Source organism: Halomonas campaniensis (assembly GCF_014193375.1).
In the GTDB taxonomy this organism is placed as follows: domain Bacteria; phylum Pseudomonadota; class Gammaproteobacteria; order Pseudomonadales; family Halomonadaceae; genus Halomonas; species Halomonas campaniensis.
The window spans coordinates 64,568-87,393 of record NZ_JACHZF010000018.1; the positions used below are offsets into that span (position 1 = coordinate 64,568).

Sequence of the window (22,826 nt, forward strand, 5' to 3'; positions counted from 1 at the left end):
AGTCACTCCTCGTCGCTGGCCAGGGTGAAGACCGTGCGTGAGCGGTCCGGCAGCCTGGCGATGAGGTGGAAGATGGAGGTGGCACAGAAGATCGGCACGATCAGGTAGAAGTGCCACTTGGGCCAGTCGAGGGTGATGGCGATGTCGAAGGCGACCGAGGGCGAGCGCAGCCAGCTGATGGAATACCAGAGGGTCACCGCCAGGATCGTCAGGCAGACCAGCTCGGTCAGCCAGTAGCAGACCCGCTGGGCCGGTGCGGGCAGCAGGCCCACCAGCATGGTCAGGCGCACGTGCTGGTCGTGGTGGATCGTGATGGAGATGGCCAGGAAGGCCATCCAGATCAGGATGTAGACCGCCAGCTCGTTGGCGAAGTAGAGCGGGCTGTTGAGCACGTAGCGGGCGAAGACATTGACGATCAGCAGCACGCCGAAGGCAGCGATCAGCAGGCTGCAGAGAAACTGCTCGACCCGGGCCAGCCCATGGCTGGCCCGGCTCAGCCAGGTATCGTGTCGGGTGTTCATGGTCACTTCCTTCCGGTGCGGGGCGCCGGGGCGCCCCGACCGGCGTTATTCGGCGTCAAGCAGCTCGGCAGACTGCTGCTGGAAGGCCTGGATCAGCGGATGATCGCCGAAGCGATCCGCGAAGGCCTGGTTGGCCGGGGCGAAGACGCTCTCGGCATCCTCGAGGATGAAGACGTCGATGGCCTCCTGGAGGGTGGCAAGGTTGCGCTGCTCGGCCTCGATCTGGGCCTCGATGCCCCAGGCCAGGGCTTCTTCCATGGCCTCGTCGATGATCTGGCGCTCCTCGTCGGAGAGGGCGGCGCGGGTGGCCTGGCTCATCACCGAGACGGCGGGGAAGGCCATGTGGCTGGTGAGGGTCAGGTGCTCGGCGACCTCGTAGAAGCCGGAGCCCACCAGGGCGTCCAGGTCGATATCCACGCCGTCGAGCATGCGATTCTGCAGCGCCTGGTAGACGTCCGGCAGGCTGATGGGGGTGGGGCGGGCATCCATGGCGCGCCACCAGGTGTTCATCGCGGCGAAGGGGATGATGCGCATGTTCTTGCGGGCGACATCGTCCACGCCTTCGACGCGCGTATCGCGCATCAGGATGTGGCGCATGCCGGCGAAGGTGTAGCCGAAGGCGTGCAGCCCCTTGCTTTCCAGGTTGGCCAGCATCTGCTGGGCGGCGTCGGTCTCTGCCGCCTTGGCCGCCTCTTCCACGCTGCTGAACAGGAAGGGGGTGAACCAGCCGACCATGGAGGGTTCGCGCTGGCTGGTCAGGGCCGCGGTCATGATGCCCATGTCGAGCAGCCCGGTTTCCATCTGGGAGAACATCGCGGATTCGTCACCCAGCTGGCCGGCGGGGAAGAGGGCGACGGTCAGCTCGCCGCCGCTGCGTTCCGCCACGGCATCGGCGAACTGCTCGGCACTCTGGGTCCAGATGTGCTGGGGCGGGGTGATCATGCCCAGGCGCAGCTCCTTGGCCAGCAGCGGGGTGCTGATGGCCAGCAGGGAGGCCGAGAGCAGCGTCAGGGCCAGGGGGCGACGATTGGCTTGGCGTGCGGTGGTTGTCATTGTCGGCTCGCTTGTCAGTGGTCAGGGATCGGTGGACAGAGGGATGGTCACTTTTTGATCTGCGTCAGTATTGTGATCATCACAACAATGATCAATTATCCGAAAGTCGGATTGCTTGCCGCCATATCGGTCACAATACTGATCAATATCGGCGTGGCAGATTGCCGCGGCAGATAGCCCCGACCCCCTGATTGACCCTCAACAACGACGACCCGTAGTGCACGGGATGGAGCGCGAAGATGCAGTACTTCCTCGACGGTTACCGCAGCGGCGACCCGCGAATTCAACCCCTGGCCGAAGGGCGCAGCGAGGAGCAGGGTCCGCTGCCGGAAGAGGTGGACGTGCTCATCGTCGGCACCGGCCCCGCCGGGCTGCTGCTGGCGGCCCAGCTCTCGACCTTCCCGGGGATCGTCACCCGCGTCGTGGAGAAGGCCGACGGCCCCCTCGAAGTGGGGCGTGCCGACGGGATCGCCTGCCGCACGGTGGAGATGTTCGAGGCCTTCGGCCTGGCCGAGCGGATGACCACCGAGGCCTACTGGATCAACGAGACCCACTTCTGGGGCCCGACCCCCGGTGACAACTCCCGCATCACCCGGCTCGGCCGCGTGCAGGATGTACGTGACGGCCTCTCCGAATTCCCCCATGTGATCGTCAACCAGGCCCGCCTTCTCGACTTCCTGCTGGAGTACATGCACAACTCCCCCAACCGCCTTCGGGTCGACTACAGCCACGAGACGCTCAAGGTGGAGGTGCCCGAGAACCCCGCCGAGCGCGTCACGGTCACGCTCAACACCCCAGAGGGCGAGAAGCGCGTCCGCGCCCGCTACGTGGTGGGCTGCGACGGCGCCCACAGCGTGGTGCGCGACTCCATCGGTCGTGTGCCCCAGGGCCACGGCGAGGACAAGGCGTGGGGCGTGATGGACGTCCTGGCGGTGACCGACTTCCCGGACATCCGCTTCAAGTGCACCATCCAGTCCGCCGAGGCGGGCAACATCCTGCTGATCCCTCGCGAGGGCGGCTACATGGTCCGGCTCTACGTCGACATGGGCAACATCGCCCCGGACGCCTGGCTGACCAAGGAGGAGGTGCTGGCCAAGGCGCAGGGGGTGCTGGCGCCCTACACCTTCGAGGTGAAGGAGACCGCCTGGTTCTCCGTCTACCGCGTCGGCCACCGGGTCACCGACAAGTTCGATGACGTCGACGACGACCAGCTGGAGAGCCGCACGCCGCGGGTCTTCATCGCCGGCGATGCCTGTCACACCCACACCGCCAAGGCCGGCCAGGGCATGAACGTGTCGATGCAGGACACCTTCAACCTCGGTTGGAAGCTGATCTCGGTGCTCGAGGGCCGCAGCCCGGCCAGCCTCTTGCACACCTACAATGACGAGCGCCATGTCATCGCCGAGAACCTGATCGAGATGGATACCCGCTGGTCCCGGGCGATCGGCGCCGCCCAGGATTCCGACGACCCCGAGGCCGCGATGAAGGGCCTGGCCGAGGTGCAGCGCCAGTTCGTTACCAACAGCGAGTTCACCGCGGGCTTCGCCACCCACTACATGCCGGCCCTGCTCACTGGTGACGACAGCCACCTGGGGCTGGCCACCGGCTTCCCGCCCGGGCGCCGCTTCCATTCGGCCGAGGTCATCCGGCTCGGCGATGCCAAGCAGGTTCACCTGGGCCACGTGCATCGCGCCGACGGCCGCTGGCGGCTCTACGCCTTCGCCGACATGGTCGACCCGCGCAGCCCGGGGTCACGGCTGAATGCGCTGATGGACTACCTGGCCAGCGACGCGTCGCCGATCCGTCGCTTCACCCCGAAGGGAGCCGATCCGGACGCGGTCTTCGACGTCCATGGCATCATCCAGCAGTCGCACCTCGAGGTGGACTGGGCCGACATGCACGACGTCCTCAAGCCCCACAAGGGTCCCCTCGGGCTGCAGGACTATCAGAAGGCCCACGCCCCGGTGCTGGGCACCGACCAGGACATCTTCGACCTGCGCGGCATCGACCGTGGCGCCGGCGCCCTGGTGGTGGTACGGCCGGACCAGTACGTCTCCCTGGTGCTGCCGCTGGATGGCTTCGACGAACTCGACGCCTTCTTCTCCCGCTTCATGGTGGAGCCGAACTGATCGCATTCCCGGAAAATCGCTCGGGATGACAGGGGGCCGGTAGCGCATGTGCCGGCCTCCCGATCGGTCCTGGCGGCAAGAGGCCCTGCCTGTGCAGGGCCTCTTTACTGTCGGGGGAGGGCCGCCGTAGGCAAGAGCATCGGCGGGGAGGGCGCACGGCGCAGGACCGGTGACGGTCAATAAGGGCGGGATGCCTGAAAAGTCCAATTACTGAATCGCTTTGTCCTGCTTGGGGGTGGTGCCGATGCTCCGCAGGAGCCTGTGGCAGAGTCTGCCGCACAGCCATAGACTAATGTCCATTGTTCAGGCTTTGGGGGCTAGGGTAGCTTGTCCCTATCCGAACTCATATTCGGATTGCGAACTTTCGATAAGTCCATGACAGCTTATTCCATTACAACATCGTCCATGACAACAACGCCCCGGAGGACTCCCATGAACCGTGTCCTGACCCGCTGCCTGCTGGCCGCGTCCATCGCCGGCCTGACCGCCGCTTCCGCCGCCCAGGCCTCCACCACCCTGCGCATGGCGCACTTCTGGCCCGGTGCCTCCGGAGTCAACCAGGAGGTCTTCGAGGCGTGGGCGGCCACCCTGGAGGAGGAGTCCGGCGGCGAGCTCAGGGTGGAGATGTTCCCCTCCGGCACGCTGGCCAAGCCCGACTCCATCTACGAGGCGGCAGCCAACGGCATCGCCGATATCGGCGCCACCGCCCAGGGCTATACCGCCGGCCGTTTCCCGCTCTCGCAGATCGTCGAGCTGCCCGGGGTGGCGACCACCGCGACTCAAGGCGCCTGCGTGCTGCAGTCCCTGTATGACGAGGGACACCTGGCGAGCGAATACGAGGACACCCGTCCGCTGTTCTTCTTTACCACCGGTCCGGGTGGCATCCATACCATCGACACCGACGTACAGGTGCCGTCCGATCTCGAGGGGCTTCGCATCCGCCGGCCCACCGCGGTGGCCGGCCAGATGCTGGAGAACATGGGGGCGAGCCCCGTGGGCATGCCGGCGCCGGATATCTATACCTCCATGCAGCGGGGCGTGATCGACGGCCTGAGCTTCCCCTGGGAAGGGCTGAAGGGCTTCCGGATCAACGAACTGGTCAGCTACCACACCGAGGTGCCTTTCTACACGCTGATCTTCGTGGCCACCATGAACCAGCGCACCTATGACGGCCTGAGCCCCGAGCAGCAGGCGGTGATCGATGCCAACTCCGGCATGCGCTGGGCCGAGAACGCCGGCGTCGTCTTCGATCGGCTGGATGTGGAAGGCAAGCAGGAGGCTCGCGATGCCGGGCACACCATCCGCGAGATCGAGAACCCCCTGGAACACCCGGACTGGCAGCAGCCGCTGCAGGACGGCATCGACAGCTACCTGGCCGAGCTCGAGGAGCGTGGCCTGCCGGGGCGCGAGGTCTACGAGGCGGCCCTTGCCGCCAGTGAAGCCTGCGCCGTCGACCAGGGGTAAGCGAGCATGCGGTCGATTCTGGAGAGGGCCAGCCACTGGCTGGCCCTTGTCTGTCGTGTCGTGGCGGGGGTGGCCCTGGTGGCGCTGCTGGCGGTCACCATCGCCGACGTCGGCACCCGCTACCTCTACCGCGTCACCGAGGGGGCCATCGCCCTGCGGGTCATGGGGAGCGTGGAGCTGGTCAGCTACCTGATGCTCTGCTCCCTGCTGGCCGCCATGGCGGCCAATGTGGAGAAGAGCCAGGTGGTGGTGGAAGCCTTCTCCCATGGCCTCTCGCCCACTCTCAAGAACCGCCTGCATGGCGTCTACCTGCTCGGCTTTGCGGCCCTGGGGCTGCTGCTGTTCCAGGGCCTGGTGGACTCCGCGGCGGCGGCGGCCCGTCACGGAACGGTGACCCAGGACCTGCGGCTTCCCATGGGGCCGATCTACCATGTCGCTGCGGCGCTGAGCCTGCTGCTGGGCGCCAGGGCCCTGCTGCATGCGCTGATCGGCGCGATCTTTGGTGCCGACCAGGAGACCGTCCATGGGGAGTGAAATGATCGGCGCCATCGGCCTTGCCTTGCTGCTTGTCCTCATGGTGCTGCGGGTGCCGGTGGCGCTGACGATGCTGATCGTCGGCGTGGTGGGCTTCGCCCAGGTGATCAGCTGGGGAGCCGCCATCGCCCAGCTCAAGACGGTGCCGGTGGAGGTGCTCTCCAACTACAGCTTCAGCGCCGTGCCGATGTTCATCCTGATGGGAGTGCTGGCAGCCCACTCCGGCATGGCCGGCAAGCTGTTTCACTCCACCCGGGTGATCTGCGGCGGCTGGAAGGGAGGGCTCGCCATCGCCGCGGTGGGCTCCTGCGGCATCTTCTCGGCAATCTCCGGCTCGTCGCTGGCCACCGCCAGCACCATGACCCGCGTGGCCCTGCCGGAAATGGAGCGCTACGGCTACCACCGCGGCCTGGCCACCGGAGCGCTGGCCGCCGGCGGCACCCTGGGGATCATGATCCCGCCCTCCATTGCGCTGCTGATCTACGCCATCCTCACCGAGCAGTCGGTAGGCGACATGTTCATGGCCGGCCTGGTGCCGGGGCTGATGGGGCTGGTGATGTACTCGCTCACGGTGACCGTGGTGATGCGCGTCAGGCCCTCGCTGGCGGTGGCCGGCGAGCCCACGGCCTGGCAGGAGAAGCTAGCCTCGCTCTCGGGGCTGATCCCCTTCTTCGCGGTCTTCCTGGTGATGATCCTCGGGATCTACTTCGGCGCCTTCACCCCCACTGAGGGGGCCAGCGTCGGTGCCTTCGCCACCCTGCTCTACGCCCTGGTCAAGGGCATGCGCGGCGCCGAGCTGTGGCGCAGCGTGCAGGAGACCCTGGCGCTCTCCGCCGTGGTGTTCTTCATGCTGGTGGGGGCCGAGATGCTGGGCTACTTCATCTCGGTCTCGCGGATCTCCTTCTCGATCACCGACTTCCTCTACGGCATGGAGCTGTCGCCCATGGTGGTGGTGCTCTGCATCCTGCTGCTCTACTTCGTGCTGGGCATGTTCATGGACGCGATCGCCATGCTGGTGATCACGGTGCCGGTGGTCTTCCCGATCATCCAGTCGCTGGGTATCGATCCGGTGTGGTTTGGCATCATCACCGTGCTGACCGTGGAACTGGGTCTGATCACCCCGCCGGTGGGGATGAACGTCTTCGTGATCAAGGCGATGGCGCCCCACGTGGGCCTGGGCGAGATCTTTCGCGGCGTGGCGCCCTTCATCGTCTCGGACTTCCTGCGTCTGGCGCTGCTGATCGCCTTCCCGGTACTCACCACCCTGTTCCTGCTCTGAGCCGCTGGATCCGATGACCCATGCCGCCCCCGGTTCAGCTCGCCTGGCCGGGGGTGTCGCGTTTCGTGGCCTCGGAGGCATGCTGGCGCAGTCGAAAGTCCCGCGGCGAGTGCCCGGTGTTGCGCTTGAAGAAGCGGGTGAAGTAGGCGGGCTCCGAGAAGCCCAGGCCGTCGGCGATCTGGCTGATGGTCATGTTGGTGTAGGTGAGCTGGCGCTTGGCCTCCAGCAGCAGGCGCTCATGCAGCAGCTGCAGGGCGCTGCGGTCGGCCAGGCGGCGGCACAGGGTATTGAGGTGGGCGCTGCTCATGCCCAGCTGGGTGGCGAACTGTTCGACGCTGGGCTGGCGGCGAAACTGAGCCTCGATCAGGGCCTGGTAGTTCTCCAGGTGCTGCTGGCTGCGATCGTGCTGGGGGCCGGCGGCCCTCGCGCCCTGCCCGGACACCCCCTGCAGGCGTGCCAACTGCACCACCAGCGCCTGGGTCAGCGCCTCCAGCAGCCGCGCCCGACCCGCGGCCGGCTGGCGGTACTCCTCGTCAATCTGGGTCACCAGGGTGGCGATGCGGCGCTCCGTGCCGGGGTCGCGCAGGGCATGGAAGCCGGCGTGATGCAGCAGGGGACCGGCGCTGCTGGCGGTCTCGGCCAGGTGCTCCACCAGGGGGCGTGCCAGGGTGATGATATGGCCGTCCACATCGGGGGAGAAGCGAAAGCCATGAATGCTCATGCTCGGCACGACGATGACCACGGGGGCCGCGAGCGGTTGAAGGCTGCCCTCCAGCTCCAGGTCGACGTGGCCGCGGCTGATGTGCAGCAGGTGGACCAGATCGGCGTGGCGGTGGGGGCGAATATGCCAGTCATGCAGGGCGCTGCGTTCCGGGATCGACTCGCAGTGCAGCAGATCCGGGGTCGGCCAGTGGCGCGTCTCGCCGTAGAGCTTGAAGACGGGGATGGTGCCGGTGGTGGTCATGGGAGCTCCTGTCGGCTACGACCAAGGTCGAGCGCGAAAGCGCGGATAGTCCAAGTGATGAAGTGGATCATGCCTTATATCGGCGGCTGTTTCATTGAAAAATACAATCCAATCATCGAACACTTGTACGCAAAGATCCCGGCTGCGACAGACAACAACGGAGTCCCCTCATGAAGACACAGGTCGCCATCATCGGTGCGGGCCCCTCCGGCCTGCTGCTCGGCCAGCTGCTGAGCCGTCAGGGCATCGACAACGTCATCCTCGAGCGCAAGAGCGGCGAGTACGTGCTGAGCCGCATCCGCGCCGGCGTGCTGGAGCAGGGCATGGTCGACCTGCTGCGCGAGGCGGGCGTCGATGAGCGCATGGACGAGGAGGGCGAGGTGCACGACGGCGTCGAGCTGGCCCTGGACAACCGGCGCGTGCGCGTCGACCTCGCCGGGCTCACCGGCGGCAAGACGGTGATGGTCTACGGCCAGACCGAGGTGACCCGCGACCTGATGGAGGCGCGGGAATCGATCGGCGCCACCACCCTCTACGAGGTCGACAACGTCCAGCCCCACGACCTGGAGAGCGACAGCCCCTATGTCACCTTCGATAAGGATGGTGAGACCCACCGCCTCGACTGCGACTATGTGGCCGGCTGTGACGGCTTCCACGGGGTCTCGCGCCAGTCGATTCCCGCGGATCGCATCAAGGAGTTCGAGAAGGTCTACCCCTTCGGCTGGCTCGGCCTGCTCTCCGACACCCCGCCGGTGGCCGAGGAGCTCATCTACGCCCGTCACGAGCGTGGCTTCGCCCTGTGCAGCATGCGCTCCGCGACCCGCAGCCGTTACTACATCCAGGTGGGTCTGGACGAGAAGGTGGAAGACTGGTCTGACGAGCGCTTCTGGGGGGAGCTCAAGCGCCGCATTCCCGACGACGTTGCCGCCAAGCTGGTCACCGGCCCTTCCATCGAGAAGAGTATCGCCCCGCTGCGCAGCTTCGTGGTCGAACCGATGCAGCATGGGCGCCTGTTCCTGGTGGGCGACGCCGCGCACATCGTGCCGCCCACTGGCGCCAAGGGGCTCAACCTGGCGGCCAGCGACGTCAATACCCTCTACCGGCTGATGGTGAAGGTCTACCAGGAAGGCCGCACCGACCTGATCCCGCGCTACTCCGAGACCTGCCTGAAGCGGATCTGGAAGGCCGAGCGCTTCTCCTGGTGGATGACCTCCATGCTGCACAAGTTCTCCGAGGAGGAGGACTTCAATACCCGCATGCAGCAGGCCGAGCTCGACTACGTGACGAACTCCGAGGCGGGCCTCACCACCATCGCCGAGAACTACGTGGGTCTGCCCTACGAGTCCCTGGAGTAGTCTCGACGGGTATCTCCGCGTGAATCAGGGCCCTGGCCAGCGCTGCTGGCCAGGGCCCTGATGCTTGTGGTCCCCGAGAAGGTCAGGCGTCGTCCGGTGGGTAGAGTTTCTTTAGGTCGCCCATTGTTTCCTATAAGAAACTTCGTCTACTCTAAGTGGCATGACGGCGCCGTAGGCCCTCGATGGCGCGGCTGCCACGCTATCCAAAGGGAGATGCTCCATGAGCCAACCGAAACGTACCCCCCTGTATGACCTTCACGTCGAGCTGGGCGCCAGGATGGTGCCCTTCGCCGGCTTCGAGATGCCGGTGCAGTTCCCGCTGGGCGTGAAGAAGGAGCACGAGCACACCCGCCAGGCCTGCGGCCTGTTCGATGTCTCCCACATGGGGCAGCTGCTGCTGCGGGGTCCTTCGCCCGCCGAGGCCCTGGAGACCCTGGTGCCGGCGGATATCGTCGGCCTGCCCGAGGGCATGCAGCGCTATGCGCTGTTCACCGATGAGGCGGGCGGCATCCTCGACGACCTGATGGTGGTCAACGCCGGCGACCACCTCTACCTGGTGGTCAACGCCGCCTGCCGGGATCAGGACATTGCCCACCTGCGCGAGCACCTGCCCGAGGGCCACGAGATCGAGGAACTGGATCGTGGCCTGCTGGCCCTCCAGGGACCCCGGGCCGCCGATGTGATGGCTCGGCTCTGTCCCGAGGCCTGCGAGATGGTCTTCATGCAGCATGGCCTCTTCGAGATCGACGGCATTCCGGTCTGGGTCAGCCGCAGCGGCTACACCGGCGAGGATGGCTTCGAGATCTCGGTGGACGGCGGGCAGACCGAGGCGCTGGCCCGCCGGCTACTGGCCGAGCCGGAGGTCGAGGCGATCGGCCTGGGCGCCCGCGACTCGCTGCGTCTGGAGGCGGGGCTCTGCCTCTACGGCCACGACATCGATACCACGACCCTGCCGGTGGAGGCCGGGCTGATCTGGGCCATCGGCAAGCCGCGCCGCCCGGGCGGCGAGCGTGCCGGGGGCTTTCCCGGCGCCGAGCCGATCCTGCACCAGGTGGCGGAGAAGGATCACACCCGCAGGCGCGTCGGCCTGCTGGGCGAGGGGCGCGCCCCGGTGCGCGAGGGCGCCGAGCTGTTCGATGCCGAGGACAACCGCATCGGCGTGGTCACCTCCGGCGGCTTCGGCCCCAGCGTGGGCCAGCCGGTGGCCATGGGCTACGTGACCATTGCCAATGCCGAGGTGGGCACCACCGTCTACGCCGAGGTGCGCGGCAAGCGCCTGCCGATGACGGTGAGCAGGATGCCCTTCGTCACGCCGGGCTACTACCGCGGCAAGTGACGCCGGCTATGCTGTCAGGGCAGGCGGGCCACCCGGCGGTCGGCCCGCCCTGCTCGGTCAATCACGGCTTGATTCACAACATCCGGGCAGCCCGGGGTGGTGCAACATGGCAATCAGCGTCTTCGACCTGTTCAAGATCGGTATCGGGCCGTCGAGCTCGCATACCGTGGGCCCCATGCGGGCCGCCTGCGATTTCGTCGGCGAGCTGAAGGCGGATGACCTGCTGACGCGCGTGGCGCGCGTCGAGGTCCAGCTGTTCGGTTCGCTCTCCGCCACCGGCCGGGGCCACGGCACCGACCGGGCGGTGGTCATGGGGCTGATGGGCGAGCGGCCGGACCGCATCGACCCGGATATCATCGCCCCCTGCATCGAGGAGGTCGTCGAGTCGGAGACCCTGCGCCTGGATAGCCGCCACAGCGTGCCCTTCCGGTGGGCCCGCGACCTGCAGTTCCTCGACGAGAACCTGCCCCACCACCCCAATGCCATGCGGCTGATCGCCCATGGCCACGGCGGGGAGCTCCATCGCAACACCTACTACTCGGTGGGTGGCGGCTTCGTCATCGACGAGGCCCAGGCCGAGCGGGGCGAGCTCGATGCCGACACCGCCGAGCTGCCCTACGAGTTCCAGACCGCCGAAGAGCTGCTGCGGCTGTGCCGCGAGCACGGCCTGCGCATCAGCGAGCTGATGCTGGAGAACGAGAAGGCGTGGCGCAGCGAGGCCGAGATCCGCCAGGGCCTCGGCGAGATCTGGAACGCCATGCAGGCCTGTGTCAGCAAGGGGATGGAAGCCGAGGGCGTGCTGCCCGGCGGGCTCAACGTCAAGCGACGCGCCAGGGCCCTCTACCGGTGCATGCTGGCCAGCCAGGACGATCATTCGCTGATCGCCTCGACCATGTCGGCCATGGACTGGGTCAACCTCTATGCGCTCGCCGTGAACGAGGAGAACGCCGCCGGCGGGCGCATGGTCACCGCCCCCACCAATGGAGCGGCGGGGATCATCCCGGCGGTGCTGCACTACTACATGCAGTTCCGCAAGGGCGCGGGCGAGCGCGACGTGGTGGACTTCCTGCTGGCCGCCGGCGCGGTGGGCATCCTGTGCAAGAAGAACGCCTCGATCTCCGGCGCCGAGGTGGGTTGCCAGGGCGAGGTGGGCTCCGCCTGCGCCATGGCCGCGGCCGGGCTCACCGAGGTGATGGGCGGCACCATCGACCAGGTGGAGAACGCCGCCGAGATCGGCCTGGAGCACAACCTGGGGCTGACCTGCGACCCGGTGGGTGGCCTGGTGCAGGTGCCCTGCATCGAGCGCAACGCCATCGCCTCGGTGAAGGCGATCAACGCCGCCCAGATGGCGCTGCGCGGCGACGGCCAGCACTTCATCTCCCTGGACAAGGTGATCCGGACCATGCGCGACACCGGCGCGGACATGCAGTCGAAGTACAAGGAGACCTCGACGGGGGGGCTCGCGGTCAACGCCATCGAGTGCTGATACCACTTCCTAGGGATAGCGCCCGCTGCGGCGGTTCTCCACCAGCACCTCGAGGATGGCGTTGGCCTCCTGCATGATCGGGGAGGGCTTCTCGCCGCGGCGGCGGCTGCAGATCACCGGGGAGGTGAGCGAGCGGTCCGCCAGGTAGATGTAGCTGATGCCGTCGCGGCGCAGCCGGCGTACCTGTTCCGGCACCAGGGTGATGCCGATCTCCGAGGCCACCAGGCTCAGCGCCGTCTGCAGCTCGTTGGCCTCCTGAACCACCTCCACCTTGAGCCCCTGGCGGCGGAACATGCCCAGCATGATATCGGCCATGCTGGGGCGGGGCTTGGCGGGGAAGAGGATCAGCGGGTAGCGGGCCAGTTCGGCCAGGGTGGGCGTGGTGCCTTCCAGGGGGTGGCCGCAGGGCACCGCGGCCATGATCGGCTCGTCGAATAGCACCTCCTGCTCCACTTCCGGGTCGTCGATCCGGAGGCGCCCGAAGCCCATGTCGATGCGTCCCGCCTTGAGGGCCTGGATCTGCTGCACCGTGGTCAGCTCGGCCAGGCCCAGTTCGACATTATCCTTTTGTCGCAGATCGCGAACCAGCAGCGGCAACTGCCCGTAGAACACCGATGCCACGAAGCCGATGCCGAACATGACGCGCTTGCTGCGGGCCATGCGGCGCGTGGACTCCAGGGTGGCGTCCACCTTCTCGAGGATCTGCAGGGCATGCTGCTGGAAGAACTTGCCGGTGGCCGTCAGGCGCAGGCCGCGCGGTCCCCGCTCGAACAGTTCGGCCCCCACTTCCTGCTCCAACTGCTTGATCTGCCTGGACAAGGGCGGCTGTGACATGTGCAGCCGCTCGGCCGCACTGGTGAAGTTGAGCTCCTCTGCGACCACACAGAAGTACCTCAGATGGCGCAGCTCCATGATACCTCCTGGGTATGGCAGGGCACCCAAACAATATTGGTTCCGTCTTCCCGCTGCAATCAGACTGCCATGCAATCACCCTACTGCCCGCATCGGGAGCCCTCATGAGCGCCACTATCCAGTCCATCGAGACGCTGCTGGTCGACCTGCCGACCATCCGTCCCCACAAGCTCTCCATGACCACCATGGCCTGCCAGACCCTGGTCATCGTGCGCATGCGCCACAGCGACGGCATCGAGGGCCTGGGGGAGGGCACCACCATCGGCGGCCTGGCCTACGGCCCCGAGAGCCCCGAGAGCATCAAGCGCAACATCGACACCTACCTGGCGCCGCTGCTGATCGGCCAGCCCTCCGGCAACGTCAACGCCCTGCGTGCCCGGCTCGAGCGCCATGCCCGCGGCAACATGATCGCCAAGTCGGCGCTGGAGACCGCGCTGCTCGACGCCCAGGGCAAGCGCCTGGGTCTCTCCGTGGCCGAGCTGCTGGGCGGCGCCCGCCAGACCCACCTGCCGGTGCTCTGGACCCTGGCCAGCGGCGATACCGCCAAGGACATCGACGAGGCCCTGCTGCGTCTCGAGCAGCGCCGCCACGGCGACTTCAAGCTGAAGATCGGTGCCAACCCGGTGAAGCACGACGTTCGCCACGTGGCCGCCATCAAGGAGGCCCTGGGCGATCGCGCCGGGGTGCGCGTCGACGTCAACCAGGCCTGGGACGAGTCCACCGCCGTCTACGGCATCCAGGCACTGCAGGACGCCGGCATCGAGCTGATCGAGCAGGCCATTCCCGCCCGCGAGCATGCCGGCCTGACCCGCCTGGCCGACCGCTTCAACGTGCCGATGCTGGCCGACGAGGCGGTGCAGGACGCCCGCGACGGCCTCGACCTGGCCCGCGGCGGCTTCAGCGGCGCCTTCGCGCTGAAGATCGCCAAGTCCGGCGGCATCAACGGCGTGCTGGAGCTGGCCCACGTGGCCCAGGCCGCGGGCATCGGCCTCTACGGCGGCACCCTGCTGGAGGGCACCATCGGCACCGCCGCCTCCCTGCACGCCTGGGCGACCCTGCCCGAGATGGCCTGGGGCACCGAGATGTTCGGCCCGCTGCTGCTCAAGGACGACATCGTGGTCGAGCCGCTCGACTACCGCGAGTTCGGCGTGGACCTGCCGACCGGCCCGGGCCTGGGCATCACCCTCGACGAAGACAAGCTGGCGCACTACGCGCGCAAGTAAGCACCCGACACGACAACCGGAGGAGATCGCCATGCTGTTTCAGGTGGAAATGACCGTCAAGCTGCCCCCGTCCATGCCAGCCGAACAGGCCGCCGAGATCAAGGCCACCGAGAAGGCCTATTCCCAGGAGCTGCAGCGCTCCGGCAAGTGGCGCCACCTGTGGCGCGTGGCCGGCAGCTACGCCAACGTCAGCATCTTCGACGTCGAGGACAACGCCGAGCTGCAGGAGATCATCTCCAACCTGCCCCTCTTCCCCTACATGGAGATCAGCGTCAAACCGCTGTGTCGCCACCCGTCCTCCATCCGCGAGGACGACTCCTGAGTCACGGATGAATCACGCCAGCCCCGCCCCGGCGGAAGCAAAGAGATAACGCAGAGGTTACCCATCATGACCGTGAAGATTTTCGATACCCCCGACGTCCAGGATTTCCTGAAGACCGTCGCCGGCTTCGACCAGGAAGGTGGCAACGAGCGCGCGAAGCAGATCATGCACCGCCTGCTCTCCGACCTGTTCAAGCTGATCGACGACTTCGACGTCACCCCCGAGGAGTACTGGTCCGCCGTCAGCATGCTCAACGCCCTGGGCGGCCAGACCCAGTTCGGCCTGCTCTCGCCGGGCCTGGGCTTCGACCACTACCTGGACATGCGCCAGGACGCCATCGACGCCGAGGCCAAGCGCGTCGGCGGCACCCCGCGCACCATCGAGGGCCCGCTGTATGTCGCCGGCGCCCCGGAAGCCGAAGGCTTCGCGCGTATGGACGACGGGAAGGACCAGGACGGCGAGACCATGTGGCTGACCGGCCAGGTGCGTGACGTCGACGGCACCCCGATCGCCGGCGCCAAGGTCGAGATCTGGCACGCCAACTCCAAGGGCGGCTACTCCTTCTTCGACCCGACCCAGAGCGAGTACAACCTGCGTCGCACCATCATTACCGACGCGGAAGGCCGCTACACCGCGCGCAGCATCATCCCGTCCGGCTACGGCGTGCCGGAAGGCGCCCCCACCGACCTGGTGCTGAAGTCCCTGGGCCGTCACGGCGAGCGTCCGGCGCACATCCACTACTTCGTCTCCGCGCCGAACCACCTGCACCTGACCACCCAGATCAACCTGGCGGGCGACCCCTACACCTATGACGACTTCGCCTTCGCCACCCGCGAGGAGCTGGTGGTGCCGGCCGAGCGCATCGAGGATGCGGGCGTGATCGCCCAGCGCGAGCTGGACGGCCCCTTCTCCGAGGTGGTGTTCGACATCGAGCTGGCCAAGACCGACGTGGCCGAGCTGCAGACCCGCCACGCCCGTCCGCGCGCCAAGGAAGACGAGCAGGACCAGCACAGCCAGCTGGCCGGCACCGCCAAGGTCTGATCGAGACCCGGAACATTTTTGTTGCCCCAGCGTGGGGCGCCGGATCAGCCCCACGCTGACACGACAAGACAATGAGGATTACGCCATGACCAGCAAACTTGACCAGCTTGAGGAGCGCGTCCGCGGTGCAGTCGTCGACGACGCCGAGGCCGGCATCTTCCGCTGCCACCGCAGCATGTTCACCGACCCGGCCTTCTTCGAGCTCGAGATGAAGCACGTCTTCGAAGGCAACTGGCTGTTCCTGGCTCACGAGAGTCAGATCAGTGAGCCTGGCGACTACATGACCGTCACCATGGGCCGTCAGCCGGTGGTGATCACCCGCGACAAGGCCGGTGAGCTGCACGCCCTGATCAACGCCTGTGCCCACCGCGGCGCCACCCTGTGCCGTCGCAAGCGCGGCAACAAGGGCACCTTCACCTGCCCCTTCCACGGCTGGACCTTCAAGAACGACGGCAAGCTGCTCAAGGCCAAGAACGAGAAGGTGGGCGCCTACCCGGACAGCTTCAAGCAGGACGGCTCCCATGACCTCAAGCGCGTGCCGCGCTTCGAGAACTACAAGGGCTTCCTGTTCGGCAGCCTGAACGCCGACGTCAAGCCGCTGCAAGAGTACCTGGGCGAGACCACCAGGATCATCGACAACATCGTCGACCAGGCGCCGGAAGGGCTGGAAGTGCTGCGCGGCACCTCCTCCTACACCTTCAAGGGCAACTGGAAGCTGCAGGCCGAGAACGGCGCCGACGGCTACCACGTCAGCACCGTGCACTGGAACTACGCCTCCACCATGGACCGTCGCAACTACGAGGCCGGCGGCACCAAGGCGGTGGACGCCGACGGCTGGTCCAAGAGCCAGGGCGGCTTCTACTCCTATGAGAACGGCCACATGCTGCTGTGGACCCGCCTGCTCAACCCCGAGGTGCGCCCGGTCTACCAGCAGAAGGAGTGGATCGAGGAGCAGTTCGGTGAGGCGCGTGCCGACTCCATCGTCAACCAGACCCGTAACCTCTGCCTCTACCCCAACGTCTACCTGATGGATCAGTTCTCCACGCAGATCCGCGTGCTGCGCCCGATCAGCGTCGATGAGACCGAGGTCACCATCTACTGCTTCGCGCCCAGGGGCGAGTCCGCCGAGAACCGGCGCGTGCGCATCCGCCAGTACGAGGACTTCTTCAACGTCTCCGGCATGGGCACCCCGGACGACCTCGAGGAGTTCCGCGGCTGTCAGGACGGCTACCACGGCGCCCTGGCCGAGTGGAACGACCTTTCCCGCGGGGCCAAGCAGTGGATCGAAGGCGCCGACGACAATGCGAAGGCGATCGACATGCAGCCGCTGCTCAGCGGTGCCTCCCCGGAAGACGAAGGCCTCTACGTGCTGCACCACAAGCACTGGGTCGAGGAGATGCTGCGCGCCATCGAGAAGGAACGCAGCCAGTTCATTGCCACCGCATCGGCCTGAAGGGGAGAAGAGAGATGAGCCTTAGCTACCAAGAGATCCAGGCCTTCCTGTACCGCGAGGCGCGCCTGCTCGACGACCGCCAGTGGGACGAGTGGCTGACCTGCTACAGCAAGGACGTCGAGTTCTGGATGCCGGCGTGGGACGACGACGACCAGCTGACCCGGGACCCGCACAGCGAGATCTCGCTGATCTACTACCCGAGCCGCGAGGGTCTGGAGGACCGGGTCTACCGGATCAAGACCGAGCGCAGCGGGGCGAGCACGCCGGAGCCGCGCACCACCCACCAGATCACCAACCTCGAGGTGCTCAAGGAGGAAGGCGGCAAGGTGGAGCTGCGCTTCAACTGGCAGACCCTGAACCACCGTTACAAGGAGACCCAGACCTTCTTCGGGAGCTCCTTCTACACCCTGGACGTGTCGGGCGAGAACCCGCTGATCACCCGCAAGGTAGTGCAACTCAACAACGACTATATCCACCAGGTCATCGATATCTACCACATCTGATAGACGAAGACCCGGTGTCGGAGGAGAACGACCATGAGCTACACCATTGCCCTCAACTTCGAGGACGGCGTCACCCGCTTCATCGGCTGCAAGGAAGGTGAAACGGTTCTCGATGCTGCCTACCGCCAGAAGGTCAACCTGCCGATGGACTGCTCCGACGGCGTCTGTGGCACCTGCAAGGGCCATTGCGAGCAGGGCGAGTTCGACATGGGCGACGAGTACATCGAGGAGGCGCTCTCCGACGAGGAGGCCGCCGACGGCATGGTGCTGACCTGCCAGATGGTGCCGTCCTCCGACTGCGTCATCCAGGTCCCCGTTGCCTCCACCCTGTGCAAGACCGAGGTGGGCAAGGTCGAGGGCACGGTCGCCGCGGTCGAGCAGCTCTCCGAGGATAGCATCGAGCTGGTGGTGGATCTGGATGACGGCGCCGAGATCGCCTTCCTGCCCGGCCAGTACGTGCATATCGACGTGCCGGGCACCGAGGCGCATCGCTCCTACTCGTTCAGCTCCCTGCCGGGCGAGAAGCGGGCCACCTTCCTGATCCGCAACATCCCGAACGGCGTGATGAGCAGCTATCTCGGCGACCGGGCAGCGGCAGGCGATCGCCTGACCCTGACCGGCCCGCTGGGCAGCTTCTACATCCGTGAGGTCACTCGCCCGGTGCTGATGCTGGCCGGTGGTACCGGCCTCGCGCCTTTCCTCTCCATGCTCTCCCAACTGGTGGAGAAGGGCTGCGAGGCGCCGATCCACCTGATCTACGGCGTCAACAAGGACGATCATCTGGTCAAGGTGGACGCCCTGGACGCGTTCGCCGCCAGGCTGCCCAACTTCACCTACGCCACCGTGGTGGTGGACGAGGCCAGCGAGCATCCGCGCAAGGGCTACGTGACCCATCACATGGACGCCGAGGTGATGCACGACGGCGACGTCGACGTCTACCTGTGCGGTCCGCCTCCCATGGTCGACGCGGTGCTCAAGCACTTCGACGCCCAGGGCATCGTGCCGCAGAGCTTCCACTACGAGAAGTTCACCCCCAACGAGGCGGGGAGCAAGTCATGAACCTGCGCTTCAAGGACAAGGTCATGGTGGTGACCGGGGCCGCCCAGGGCATCGGCAAGCGGGTCGCCGAGCGCGCCGGCGCCGAGGGCGCCCGCCTGGCCCTGGTGGACCGTGCCGACCTGATCCATGAGGTGGTCGCCGAGCTCGGCGAGCAGGGCGTGGACGCCATCGCGTTGCAGGCCGATCTGGAGACCTGGGCAGGCGCCGCCGAGGTGATGGCGAAGAGCGTCGAGCACTTCGGCCGCATCGACATCCTGATCAACAACGTGGGCGGGGCGATCAACTTCAAGCCGTTCACCGAGTTCAGCGAGAGCGAGATCGCCGCCGAGGTGACCCGCTCGCTGATGCCGACCCTGTGGTGCTGCCGCGCCGTGCTGCCCACCCTGGTGGCGCAGGGCGGTGGCGTCATCGTCAACGTCTCCTCCGTGGCGACCCGCGGCATCCACCGGATTCCCTACTCGGCGGCCAAGGGCGGCGTCAATGCGCTGACCGAATCCCTGGCCTTCGAGTATGCCGAGCACGGCATCCGCGTGGCGGCCGCCGGGATCGGGGGCACCGAGGCGCCGCCGCGGAAGATCTCCCGCGGCACCCCGGAGCACCGCAACGAGACGGAGAAGGCCTGGTTCCAAGCGCATATCGACCAGACCAGGCAGAGCTGCCTGATGAAGCGCTACGGCACCCTGGACGAGATGGCCGCGCCGATCCTGTTCCTGGCCTCGGACGAGGCCAGCTACATCACCGGCAGCGTGCTGCCGGTGGGTGGCGGCGACCAGGGCTAGCCAGCATCGCACCGATTCGGTCAACGCCGGATCGGTGCGTTTTGTTGACAGCCATCGACACAATACCAACGACAACATCACCCCTGGAGCTCACCGTGAAGCATATCGAGAAGGGCGTGAGCCTGCGGCACGCGCCACGAGACTTTCTCCGCGACCTCAACGTCGACAACGCCAGCACCGGCCTGGTCGCGGGTATCCTGGGGCTCAGCGTCGGCGTCGTGCACATCAGTGCCGGCACCGCCGCCGGGCTCGACTCCTCCTTCATCATGATCTGGGTCATCAGCTACCTGATGATCAACGGCCTGTTCGGCATCTTCATGCCGGCCTACTACCGGCTGCCCATGCCCATGGCCAACTCTATCCCCGGCGCGCTGATGTTCGCCGCGGTGATCCCCGTGGTGGGCCTGGAGGCGGCGCTGGGGGCGACCCTGATCGCCGGGGCCATCTCGCTGGTGGCGGGTCTCTCGGGCGTCATGGGCATCGTCATGCGCCTGATGCCCATGCCCATCGTCATGGGCATGGTGGCCGGCATGCTTCTCAGTTTCGGCCTCAACATGGTGCGCCCGCTGGAGAATGCCATCGTACCGGCGACCGTCATGATCCTGGCCTTCTTCCTCTCGGCCCGGCTGCTGCGCAAGGTGCCGCCGCTGATCGTCTCCATGCTGGCGGGGATCGGCTACCTGATGGCCACCGGGGTGGACCTCTCCGGCATCGAGGCAACCATCCGCTTCCCCGAGTTCATCATGCCCCAGTTCACCCTGAACGCCTTTCTGGCCTACGGCCTGCCGCTGGCGATCATCCTGGTGGGCATGGAGACCCCGGCCGGCGTCGGCCTGATCAAGGGCATGGGCTACAAGGAGGTGCCGGCCAATGCGATCACCGCCGTGGGCGGCTTCGGCACCATGGTCTCGGCCTTCTTCAACCTGCACAGCACCTGCATCGCCGCGCCCATGACCGGCATCTGCTCCTCGCCGGAGGCGGGCACCCATGAGAAGCGCTGGGTCGCCGCGGTGGTGGCCGGCGCCATCTTCGTGGTGGCCGCCCCCTTCTATGGCTACGTGGTGAGCCTGCTGGAGGCCACGCCGCGCTATTTCATCGCCATCATTGCGGGCCTGGCCCTGATGCGGGTGATCACCTCGGCCATGGCCATCGCCTTCTCCGGCAGGAAGCACGAGATGGGCGCGCTGTTCGCCTTCCTGATCGCCGCCTCGGGCATCCAGATCCTGGATATCGGCGCCACCTTCTGGGCCCTGGTGCTGGGGGTGGTGGTCTCGATGATCTTCGAGACCAAGGACTTCGAGTTCGCCAGCAACGCCCATCCCCTGAAGAAGCAGCCGGCCGACTGAGCCGGCCCGGCAGCTGTCAATCGATCCTCCTTGGCCCGTATCCGCTTCGGCGATGCGGGCCCTTTTTCGTTGCCTGGCGGATGGGTGTCGCGTCATTGCCGGCGCCTCGAGGTGCAGGCGGCCTGAGCGGTTCTCGGCACAACGCAAGGGGGCGCGGCCGGCTGGCCGCGCCCCTTCTTGCTTACTGCCTCTTGCCTCAGGGGTTGATCAGCGGGCAGCGGCTCTTCTCCAGGGACTGGAAGGCCAGTTCCCCGGGAATGGTGCGCAGCACGCGATAGAGGTCCCACTCGCCCTCGGACTCCTCGGGCGACTTCACCTCCACCAGGTACATGTCGTGGACCATGCGGCCATCCTCGCGGACCACGCCGTTGGTGGTGAAGATGTCGTTGACCGGGTTCTCACCCATCCAGGCTCGCACGGTGCCGGCGTCATCGCTGCCGGTGGCCTCGATGGCGTTGAGGTAGTGGAGGGTGCTGGAGTAGACCCCGGCCTGCACCATGGTAGGCATGCTGCCCATGCGCTCGTGGTACCGCTGGGCCCATTCTCGCGCCTCGTCGTTCATGTCCCAGTACCAGCCGGTGGTCAGTTGCATGCCCTGGGTGGTCTCGAGCCCCAGGGCATGGATGTCGTTGAGGAACACCATCAGCCCGGCCAGGGTCTGGCCGGACTCCACCAGCCCGAACTGGCCCGCGGTGCTGATGGCATTGACGGTGTCCGCGCCGGCGTTGGCCAGGCCGACGATCTGCGCCCCCGAGCCCTGGGCCTGCAGGATGAACGAGGAGAAGTCGTTGCTGTTGAGCGGGTGGCGCACCGTGCCGACGACCTCGCCGCCCATCTCGGTGACCACGTTGGAGACTTCCGCCTCCAGGGAGTGGCCGAAGGCGTAGTCGGCGGAGATGATGAACCAGCGCTCGCCGCCCTCCTCGACGATGGCCCGCGCCGTGCCGTTGGACATGGCGTGGGTGTCATAGACCCACTGGATATGGTTGGGGCTGCAGTGCTCGTTGGTGATGCCGAGCGCGGCGGCGCCGGAGACCATGGCGATGCGGTCATGGTCGGCGAGCAGGCGGGTGGCGGCGATAGTTACCGAGGAGGCCACCAGGCCGCCGACCATGTCGACGTCGCGCTGGTCGATCCACTCGCGCACCGTGTTGGCGCCCACGTCGGCGCTGTTGCGGTCGTCGGCGCTGAACACCTCGATGGGGGCGCCGTGGATCGCACCGCCGTGCTCCTCGATGGCCATGCGCATGGCCTCGAGGCCGCCGGGGCCGGCCAGGTCGCGATAGGGGCCCGACATGTCGGCCAGATAGCCGAGACGAATGGCGCCGTCGGAGATCTCGGCATGGGCACTGCCGGCGCCGGCCAGCAGGGCGGCGCCGAGGGTCAGGGCGGTGGTCTTGAGCAGGGGGTGACGTTGTCTGGACATGAGTTCTCCTTTGCCTCACCGGAAGCGGCGAGGCCATTGTTGTTGTGACTCGGGGTGTTGGGGAAGTGGCCGGCAAGCGCCGGCGAAGCGGTCAGGTGTCGATGGTGTCTTCGGTTGAGGGGGGGGCCTCCCGGGTTGTGATGGGTTGGATGGCCTCCAGATCCTTCTGGAGCTTGTTGAGGTAGTGCAGCAGGCTGACCGTCTCGTCGAAGCCCAGGCTCTTCAGCCCCTGGGCGTAGAAGTCATGGATCTGCGGCTGCAGGCTCTTCCAGTAGGCGCGCCCCTGATCGGTGAGCAGGATCAGCCGGGCGCGGCCATCGTCGGGGTGGGGGATGCGCCGCACGTGGCCTTCCCGCTCGAGCCGCTTGAGCACGCCGTCCAGGCTCTGGCGGCTGACGATCAGGTACTCGACCAGGTCGTTGAAGGCGATGCCCCCCTCGTAGCCGCGGCGGGAGAGCGCCCCGAGCACCGCCCACTGCACCGTGGTCAGACCCACGGCGCTCACCGTCTGCTTCTGCAGGATGTTGCTGGCCTGGAAGAGGCGGAAGAACAGGCGGTTGGCGACGCTTCTGTCATCCTGGGCAGCCATGGGTAGCACTCCTTTGTCGGAAAGCGGCGGCGACAGGTGGAGGGCGGAGCCC

General features: G+C 66.8%; 21 protein-coding genes. 15 read left to right on the plus strand and 6 right to left on the minus strand.

The window, feature by feature from the left end; genetic code table 11:
- Nucleotides 1-2: 2 nt before the first annotated feature.
- Together BDK63_RS12950 and BDK63_RS12955 are read right to left on the minus strand one after the other, a co-directional pair.
- On the minus strand, nt 3-521 hold the full coding sequence (locus BDK63_RS12950; RefSeq protein ID WP_183332621.1) for a TRAP transporter small permease: 519 nt from the start codon (nt 519-521) through the stop codon (nt 3-5).
- Nucleotides 522-566: 45 nt separating this feature from the next.
- Nucleotides 567-1,574 carry a TRAP transporter substrate-binding protein gene (locus BDK63_RS12955; RefSeq protein ID WP_183332623.1) on the minus strand — a complete coding sequence of 336 codons (1,008 nt, stop codon included), beginning with the start codon at nt 1,572-1,574 and terminating at the stop codon, nt 567-569.
- Nucleotides 1,575-1,813: 239 nt separating this feature from the next.
- Between BDK63_RS12955 and BDK63_RS12960 the strand changes: the two genes are divergently transcribed.
- From BDK63_RS12960 to BDK63_RS12975, 4 genes are all read left to right on the plus strand, one after another.
- Entirely contained in the window at nt 1,814-3,703 is a 1,890-nt protein-coding gene (locus BDK63_RS12960) for an FAD-dependent monooxygenase (protein WP_183332625.1), read from the plus strand.
- Between the two features lie 432 nt (nt 3,704-4,135).
- The gene (locus tag BDK63_RS12965; RefSeq protein ID WP_183332627.1) at nt 4,136-5,167 is read left to right on the plus strand and encodes a TRAP transporter substrate-binding protein; all 1,032 of its coding nucleotides are present in this window, start codon (nt 4,136-4,138) and stop codon (nt 5,165-5,167) included.
- A 6-nt stretch (nt 5,168-5,173) separates the two neighbouring features.
- Nucleotides 5,174-5,701 (plus strand): TRAP transporter small permease, encoded by a 528-nt coding sequence (locus tag BDK63_RS12970; RefSeq protein ID WP_183332629.1) that lies wholly within the window; start codon nt 5,174-5,176, stop codon nt 5,699-5,701.
- A complete protein-coding gene (locus tag BDK63_RS12975) occupies nt 5,691-6,980 on the plus strand; it encodes a TRAP transporter large permease (RefSeq protein WP_183332631.1) in 1,290 nt (429 codons plus the stop codon). The genes BDK63_RS12970 and BDK63_RS12975 overlap by 11 nt, the downstream gene beginning before the upstream one ends.
- A gap of 34 nt (nt 6,981-7,014) precedes the next feature.
- Here BDK63_RS12975 and BDK63_RS12980 read toward each other — a convergent pair whose 3' ends face one another.
- A complete protein-coding gene (locus BDK63_RS12980) occupies nt 7,015-7,944 on the minus strand; it encodes a helix-turn-helix domain-containing protein (RefSeq protein ID WP_183332633.1) in 930 nt (309 codons plus the stop codon).
- Between the two features lie 170 nt (nt 7,945-8,114).
- On the opposite strand from BDK63_RS12980, the gene pobA reads away from it, so the two are divergent.
- The 3 genes from pobA (at nt 8,115) to BDK63_RS12995 (ending at nt 12,121) form a co-directional block, all read left to right on the plus strand.
- Nucleotides 8,115-9,299: a 4-hydroxybenzoate 3-monooxygenase gene (gene pobA / locus BDK63_RS12985; protein ID WP_183332635.1), complete on the plus strand. Its 1,185-nt coding sequence runs from the start codon at nt 8,115-8,117 to the stop codon at nt 9,297-9,299.
- A gap of 220 nt (nt 9,300-9,519) precedes the next feature.
- The gene (gene gcvT, locus BDK63_RS12990; RefSeq protein ID WP_183332637.1) at nt 9,520-10,635 is read left to right on the plus strand and encodes a glycine cleavage system aminomethyltransferase GcvT; all 1,116 of its coding nucleotides are present in this window, start codon (nt 9,520-9,522) and stop codon (nt 10,633-10,635) included.
- 106 nt (nt 10,636-10,741) lie between these two features.
- Nucleotides 10,742-12,121, plus strand: coding sequence for an L-serine ammonia-lyase (locus tag BDK63_RS12995; protein ID WP_183332639.1), 1,380 nt, complete (start codon nt 10,742-10,744; stop codon nt 12,119-12,121).
- 9 nt (nt 12,122-12,130) lie between these two features.
- Here the strand turns inward: BDK63_RS12995 and BDK63_RS13000 are convergent, their stop codons facing one another.
- Nucleotides 12,131-13,033 (minus strand): LysR family transcriptional regulator, encoded by a 903-nt coding sequence (locus tag BDK63_RS13000; RefSeq protein ID WP_183332641.1) that lies wholly within the window; start codon nt 13,031-13,033, stop codon nt 12,131-12,133.
- A 104-nt stretch (nt 13,034-13,137) separates the two neighbouring features.
- Between BDK63_RS13000 and BDK63_RS13005 the strand changes: the two genes are divergently transcribed.
- The 8 genes from BDK63_RS13005 (at nt 13,138) to BDK63_RS13040 (ending at nt 20,759) form a co-directional block, all read left to right on the plus strand.
- The gene (locus BDK63_RS13005; protein ID WP_183332643.1) at nt 13,138-14,256 is read left to right on the plus strand and encodes a muconate/chloromuconate family cycloisomerase; all 1,119 of its coding nucleotides are present in this window, start codon (nt 13,138-13,140) and stop codon (nt 14,254-14,256) included.
- Between the two features lie 31 nt (nt 14,257-14,287).
- Complete coding sequence (gene catC, locus BDK63_RS13010) at nt 14,288-14,578, plus strand: muconolactone Delta-isomerase (RefSeq protein ID WP_183332645.1); 291 nt, start codon at nt 14,288-14,290, stop codon at nt 14,576-14,578.
- 66 nt (nt 14,579-14,644) lie between these two features.
- The gene (gene catA / locus BDK63_RS13015) at nt 14,645-15,619 is read left to right on the plus strand and encodes a catechol 1,2-dioxygenase (RefSeq protein WP_183332647.1); all 975 of its coding nucleotides are present in this window, start codon (nt 14,645-14,647) and stop codon (nt 15,617-15,619) included.
- Nucleotides 15,620-15,704: 85 nt separating this feature from the next.
- Nucleotides 15,705-17,072: a Rieske 2Fe-2S domain-containing protein gene (locus BDK63_RS13020; RefSeq protein WP_183332648.1), complete on the plus strand. Its 1,368-nt coding sequence runs from the start codon at nt 15,705-15,707 to the stop codon at nt 17,070-17,072.
- A 14-nt stretch (nt 17,073-17,086) separates the two neighbouring features.
- A complete protein-coding gene (benB, locus tag BDK63_RS13025; protein ID WP_183332650.1) occupies nt 17,087-17,575 on the plus strand; it encodes a benzoate 1,2-dioxygenase small subunit in 489 nt (162 codons plus the stop codon).
- A 33-nt stretch (nt 17,576-17,608) separates the two neighbouring features.
- Nucleotides 17,609-18,634 (plus strand): benzoate 1,2-dioxygenase electron transfer component BenC, encoded by a 1,026-nt coding sequence (gene benC / locus BDK63_RS13030; RefSeq protein WP_183332652.1) that lies wholly within the window; start codon nt 17,609-17,611, stop codon nt 18,632-18,634.
- Nucleotides 18,631-19,413: a benzoate diol dehydrogenase BenD gene (benD, locus tag BDK63_RS13035; protein ID WP_183332654.1), complete on the plus strand. Its 783-nt coding sequence runs from the start codon at nt 18,631-18,633 to the stop codon at nt 19,411-19,413. The genes benC and benD overlap by 4 nt, the downstream gene beginning before the upstream one ends.
- Nucleotides 19,414-19,508: 95 nt before the next feature.
- Nucleotides 19,509-20,759, plus strand: coding sequence for a benzoate/H(+) symporter BenE family transporter (locus tag BDK63_RS13040; RefSeq protein WP_183332656.1), 1,251 nt, complete (start codon nt 19,509-19,511; stop codon nt 20,757-20,759).
- A gap of 196 nt (nt 20,760-20,955) precedes the next feature.
- Here BDK63_RS13040 and BDK63_RS13045 read toward each other — a convergent pair whose 3' ends face one another.
- Nucleotides 20,956-22,185: an ABC transporter substrate-binding protein gene (locus BDK63_RS13045; protein WP_183332658.1), complete on the minus strand. Its 1,230-nt coding sequence runs from the start codon at nt 22,183-22,185 to the stop codon at nt 20,956-20,958.
- A 91-nt stretch (nt 22,186-22,276) separates the two neighbouring features.
- A complete protein-coding gene (locus tag BDK63_RS13050) occupies nt 22,277-22,774 on the minus strand; it encodes a MarR family winged helix-turn-helix transcriptional regulator (RefSeq protein WP_183332660.1) in 498 nt (165 codons plus the stop codon).
- Nucleotides 22,775-22,826 lie beyond the last annotated feature (52 nt).

Excerpts from the sequence above, each read along its gene's own strand:
- BDK63_RS12970 (WP_183332629.1), top strand. The coding sequence starts at position 5,174 with ATGCGGTCGATTCTGGAGAGGGCCAGCCACTGGCTGGCCCTTGTCTGT.
- BDK63_RS13020 (WP_183332648.1), top strand. The coding sequence starts at position 15,705 with ATGACCAGCAAACTTGACCAGCTTGAGGAGCGCGTCCGCGGTGCAGTC.
- BDK63_RS12955 (WP_183332623.1), bottom strand. The coding sequence starts at position 1,574 with ATGACAACCACCGCACGCCAAGCCAATCGTCGCCCCCTGGCCCTGACG.
- BDK63_RS12960 (WP_183332625.1), top strand. The coding sequence starts at position 1,814 with ATGCAGTACTTCCTCGACGGTTACCGCAGCGGCGACCCGCGAATTCAA.
- BDK63_RS13005 (WP_183332643.1), top strand. The coding sequence starts at position 13,138 with ATGAGCGCCACTATCCAGTCCATCGAGACGCTGCTGGTCGACCTGCCG.
- pobA (WP_183332635.1), top strand. The coding sequence starts at position 8,115 with ATGAAGACACAGGTCGCCATCATCGGTGCGGGCCCCTCCGGCCTGCTG.
- benC (WP_183332652.1), top strand. The coding sequence starts at position 17,609 with ATGAGCTACACCATTGCCCTCAACTTCGAGGACGGCGTCACCCGCTTC.
- gcvT (WP_183332637.1), top strand. The coding sequence starts at position 9,520 with ATGAGCCAACCGAAACGTACCCCCCTGTATGACCTTCACGTCGAGCTG.
- BDK63_RS12950 (WP_183332621.1), bottom strand. The coding sequence starts at position 521 with ATGAACACCCGACACGATACCTGGCTGAGCCGGGCCAGCCATGGGCTG.
- BDK63_RS12975 (WP_183332631.1), top strand. The coding sequence starts at position 5,691 with ATGGGGAGTGAAATGATCGGCGCCATCGGCCTTGCCTTGCTGCTTGTC.
- BDK63_RS12965 (WP_183332627.1), top strand. The coding sequence starts at position 4,136 with ATGAACCGTGTCCTGACCCGCTGCCTGCTGGCCGCGTCCATCGCCGGC.
- BDK63_RS13000 (WP_183332641.1), bottom strand. The coding sequence starts at position 13,033 with ATGGAGCTGCGCCATCTGAGGTACTTCTGTGTGGTCGCAGAGGAGCTC.
- BDK63_RS12995 (WP_183332639.1), top strand. The coding sequence starts at position 10,742 with ATGGCAATCAGCGTCTTCGACCTGTTCAAGATCGGTATCGGGCCGTCG.
- BDK63_RS13050 (WP_183332660.1), bottom strand. The coding sequence starts at position 22,774 with ATGGCTGCCCAGGATGACAGAAGCGTCGCCAACCGCCTGTTCTTCCGC.
- BDK63_RS12980 (WP_183332633.1), bottom strand. The coding sequence starts at position 7,944 with ATGACCACCACCGGCACCATCCCCGTCTTCAAGCTCTACGGCGAGACG.
- benB (WP_183332650.1), top strand. The coding sequence starts at position 17,087 with ATGAGCCTTAGCTACCAAGAGATCCAGGCCTTCCTGTACCGCGAGGCG.
- catA (WP_183332647.1), top strand. The coding sequence starts at position 14,645 with ATGACCGTGAAGATTTTCGATACCCCCGACGTCCAGGATTTCCTGAAG.
- benD (WP_183332654.1), top strand. The coding sequence starts at position 18,631 with ATGAACCTGCGCTTCAAGGACAAGGTCATGGTGGTGACCGGGGCCGCC.
- BDK63_RS13045 (WP_183332658.1), bottom strand. The coding sequence starts at position 22,185 with ATGTCCAGACAACGTCACCCCCTGCTCAAGACCACCGCCCTGACCCTC.
- catC (WP_183332645.1), top strand. The coding sequence starts at position 14,288 with ATGCTGTTTCAGGTGGAAATGACCGTCAAGCTGCCCCCGTCCATGCCA.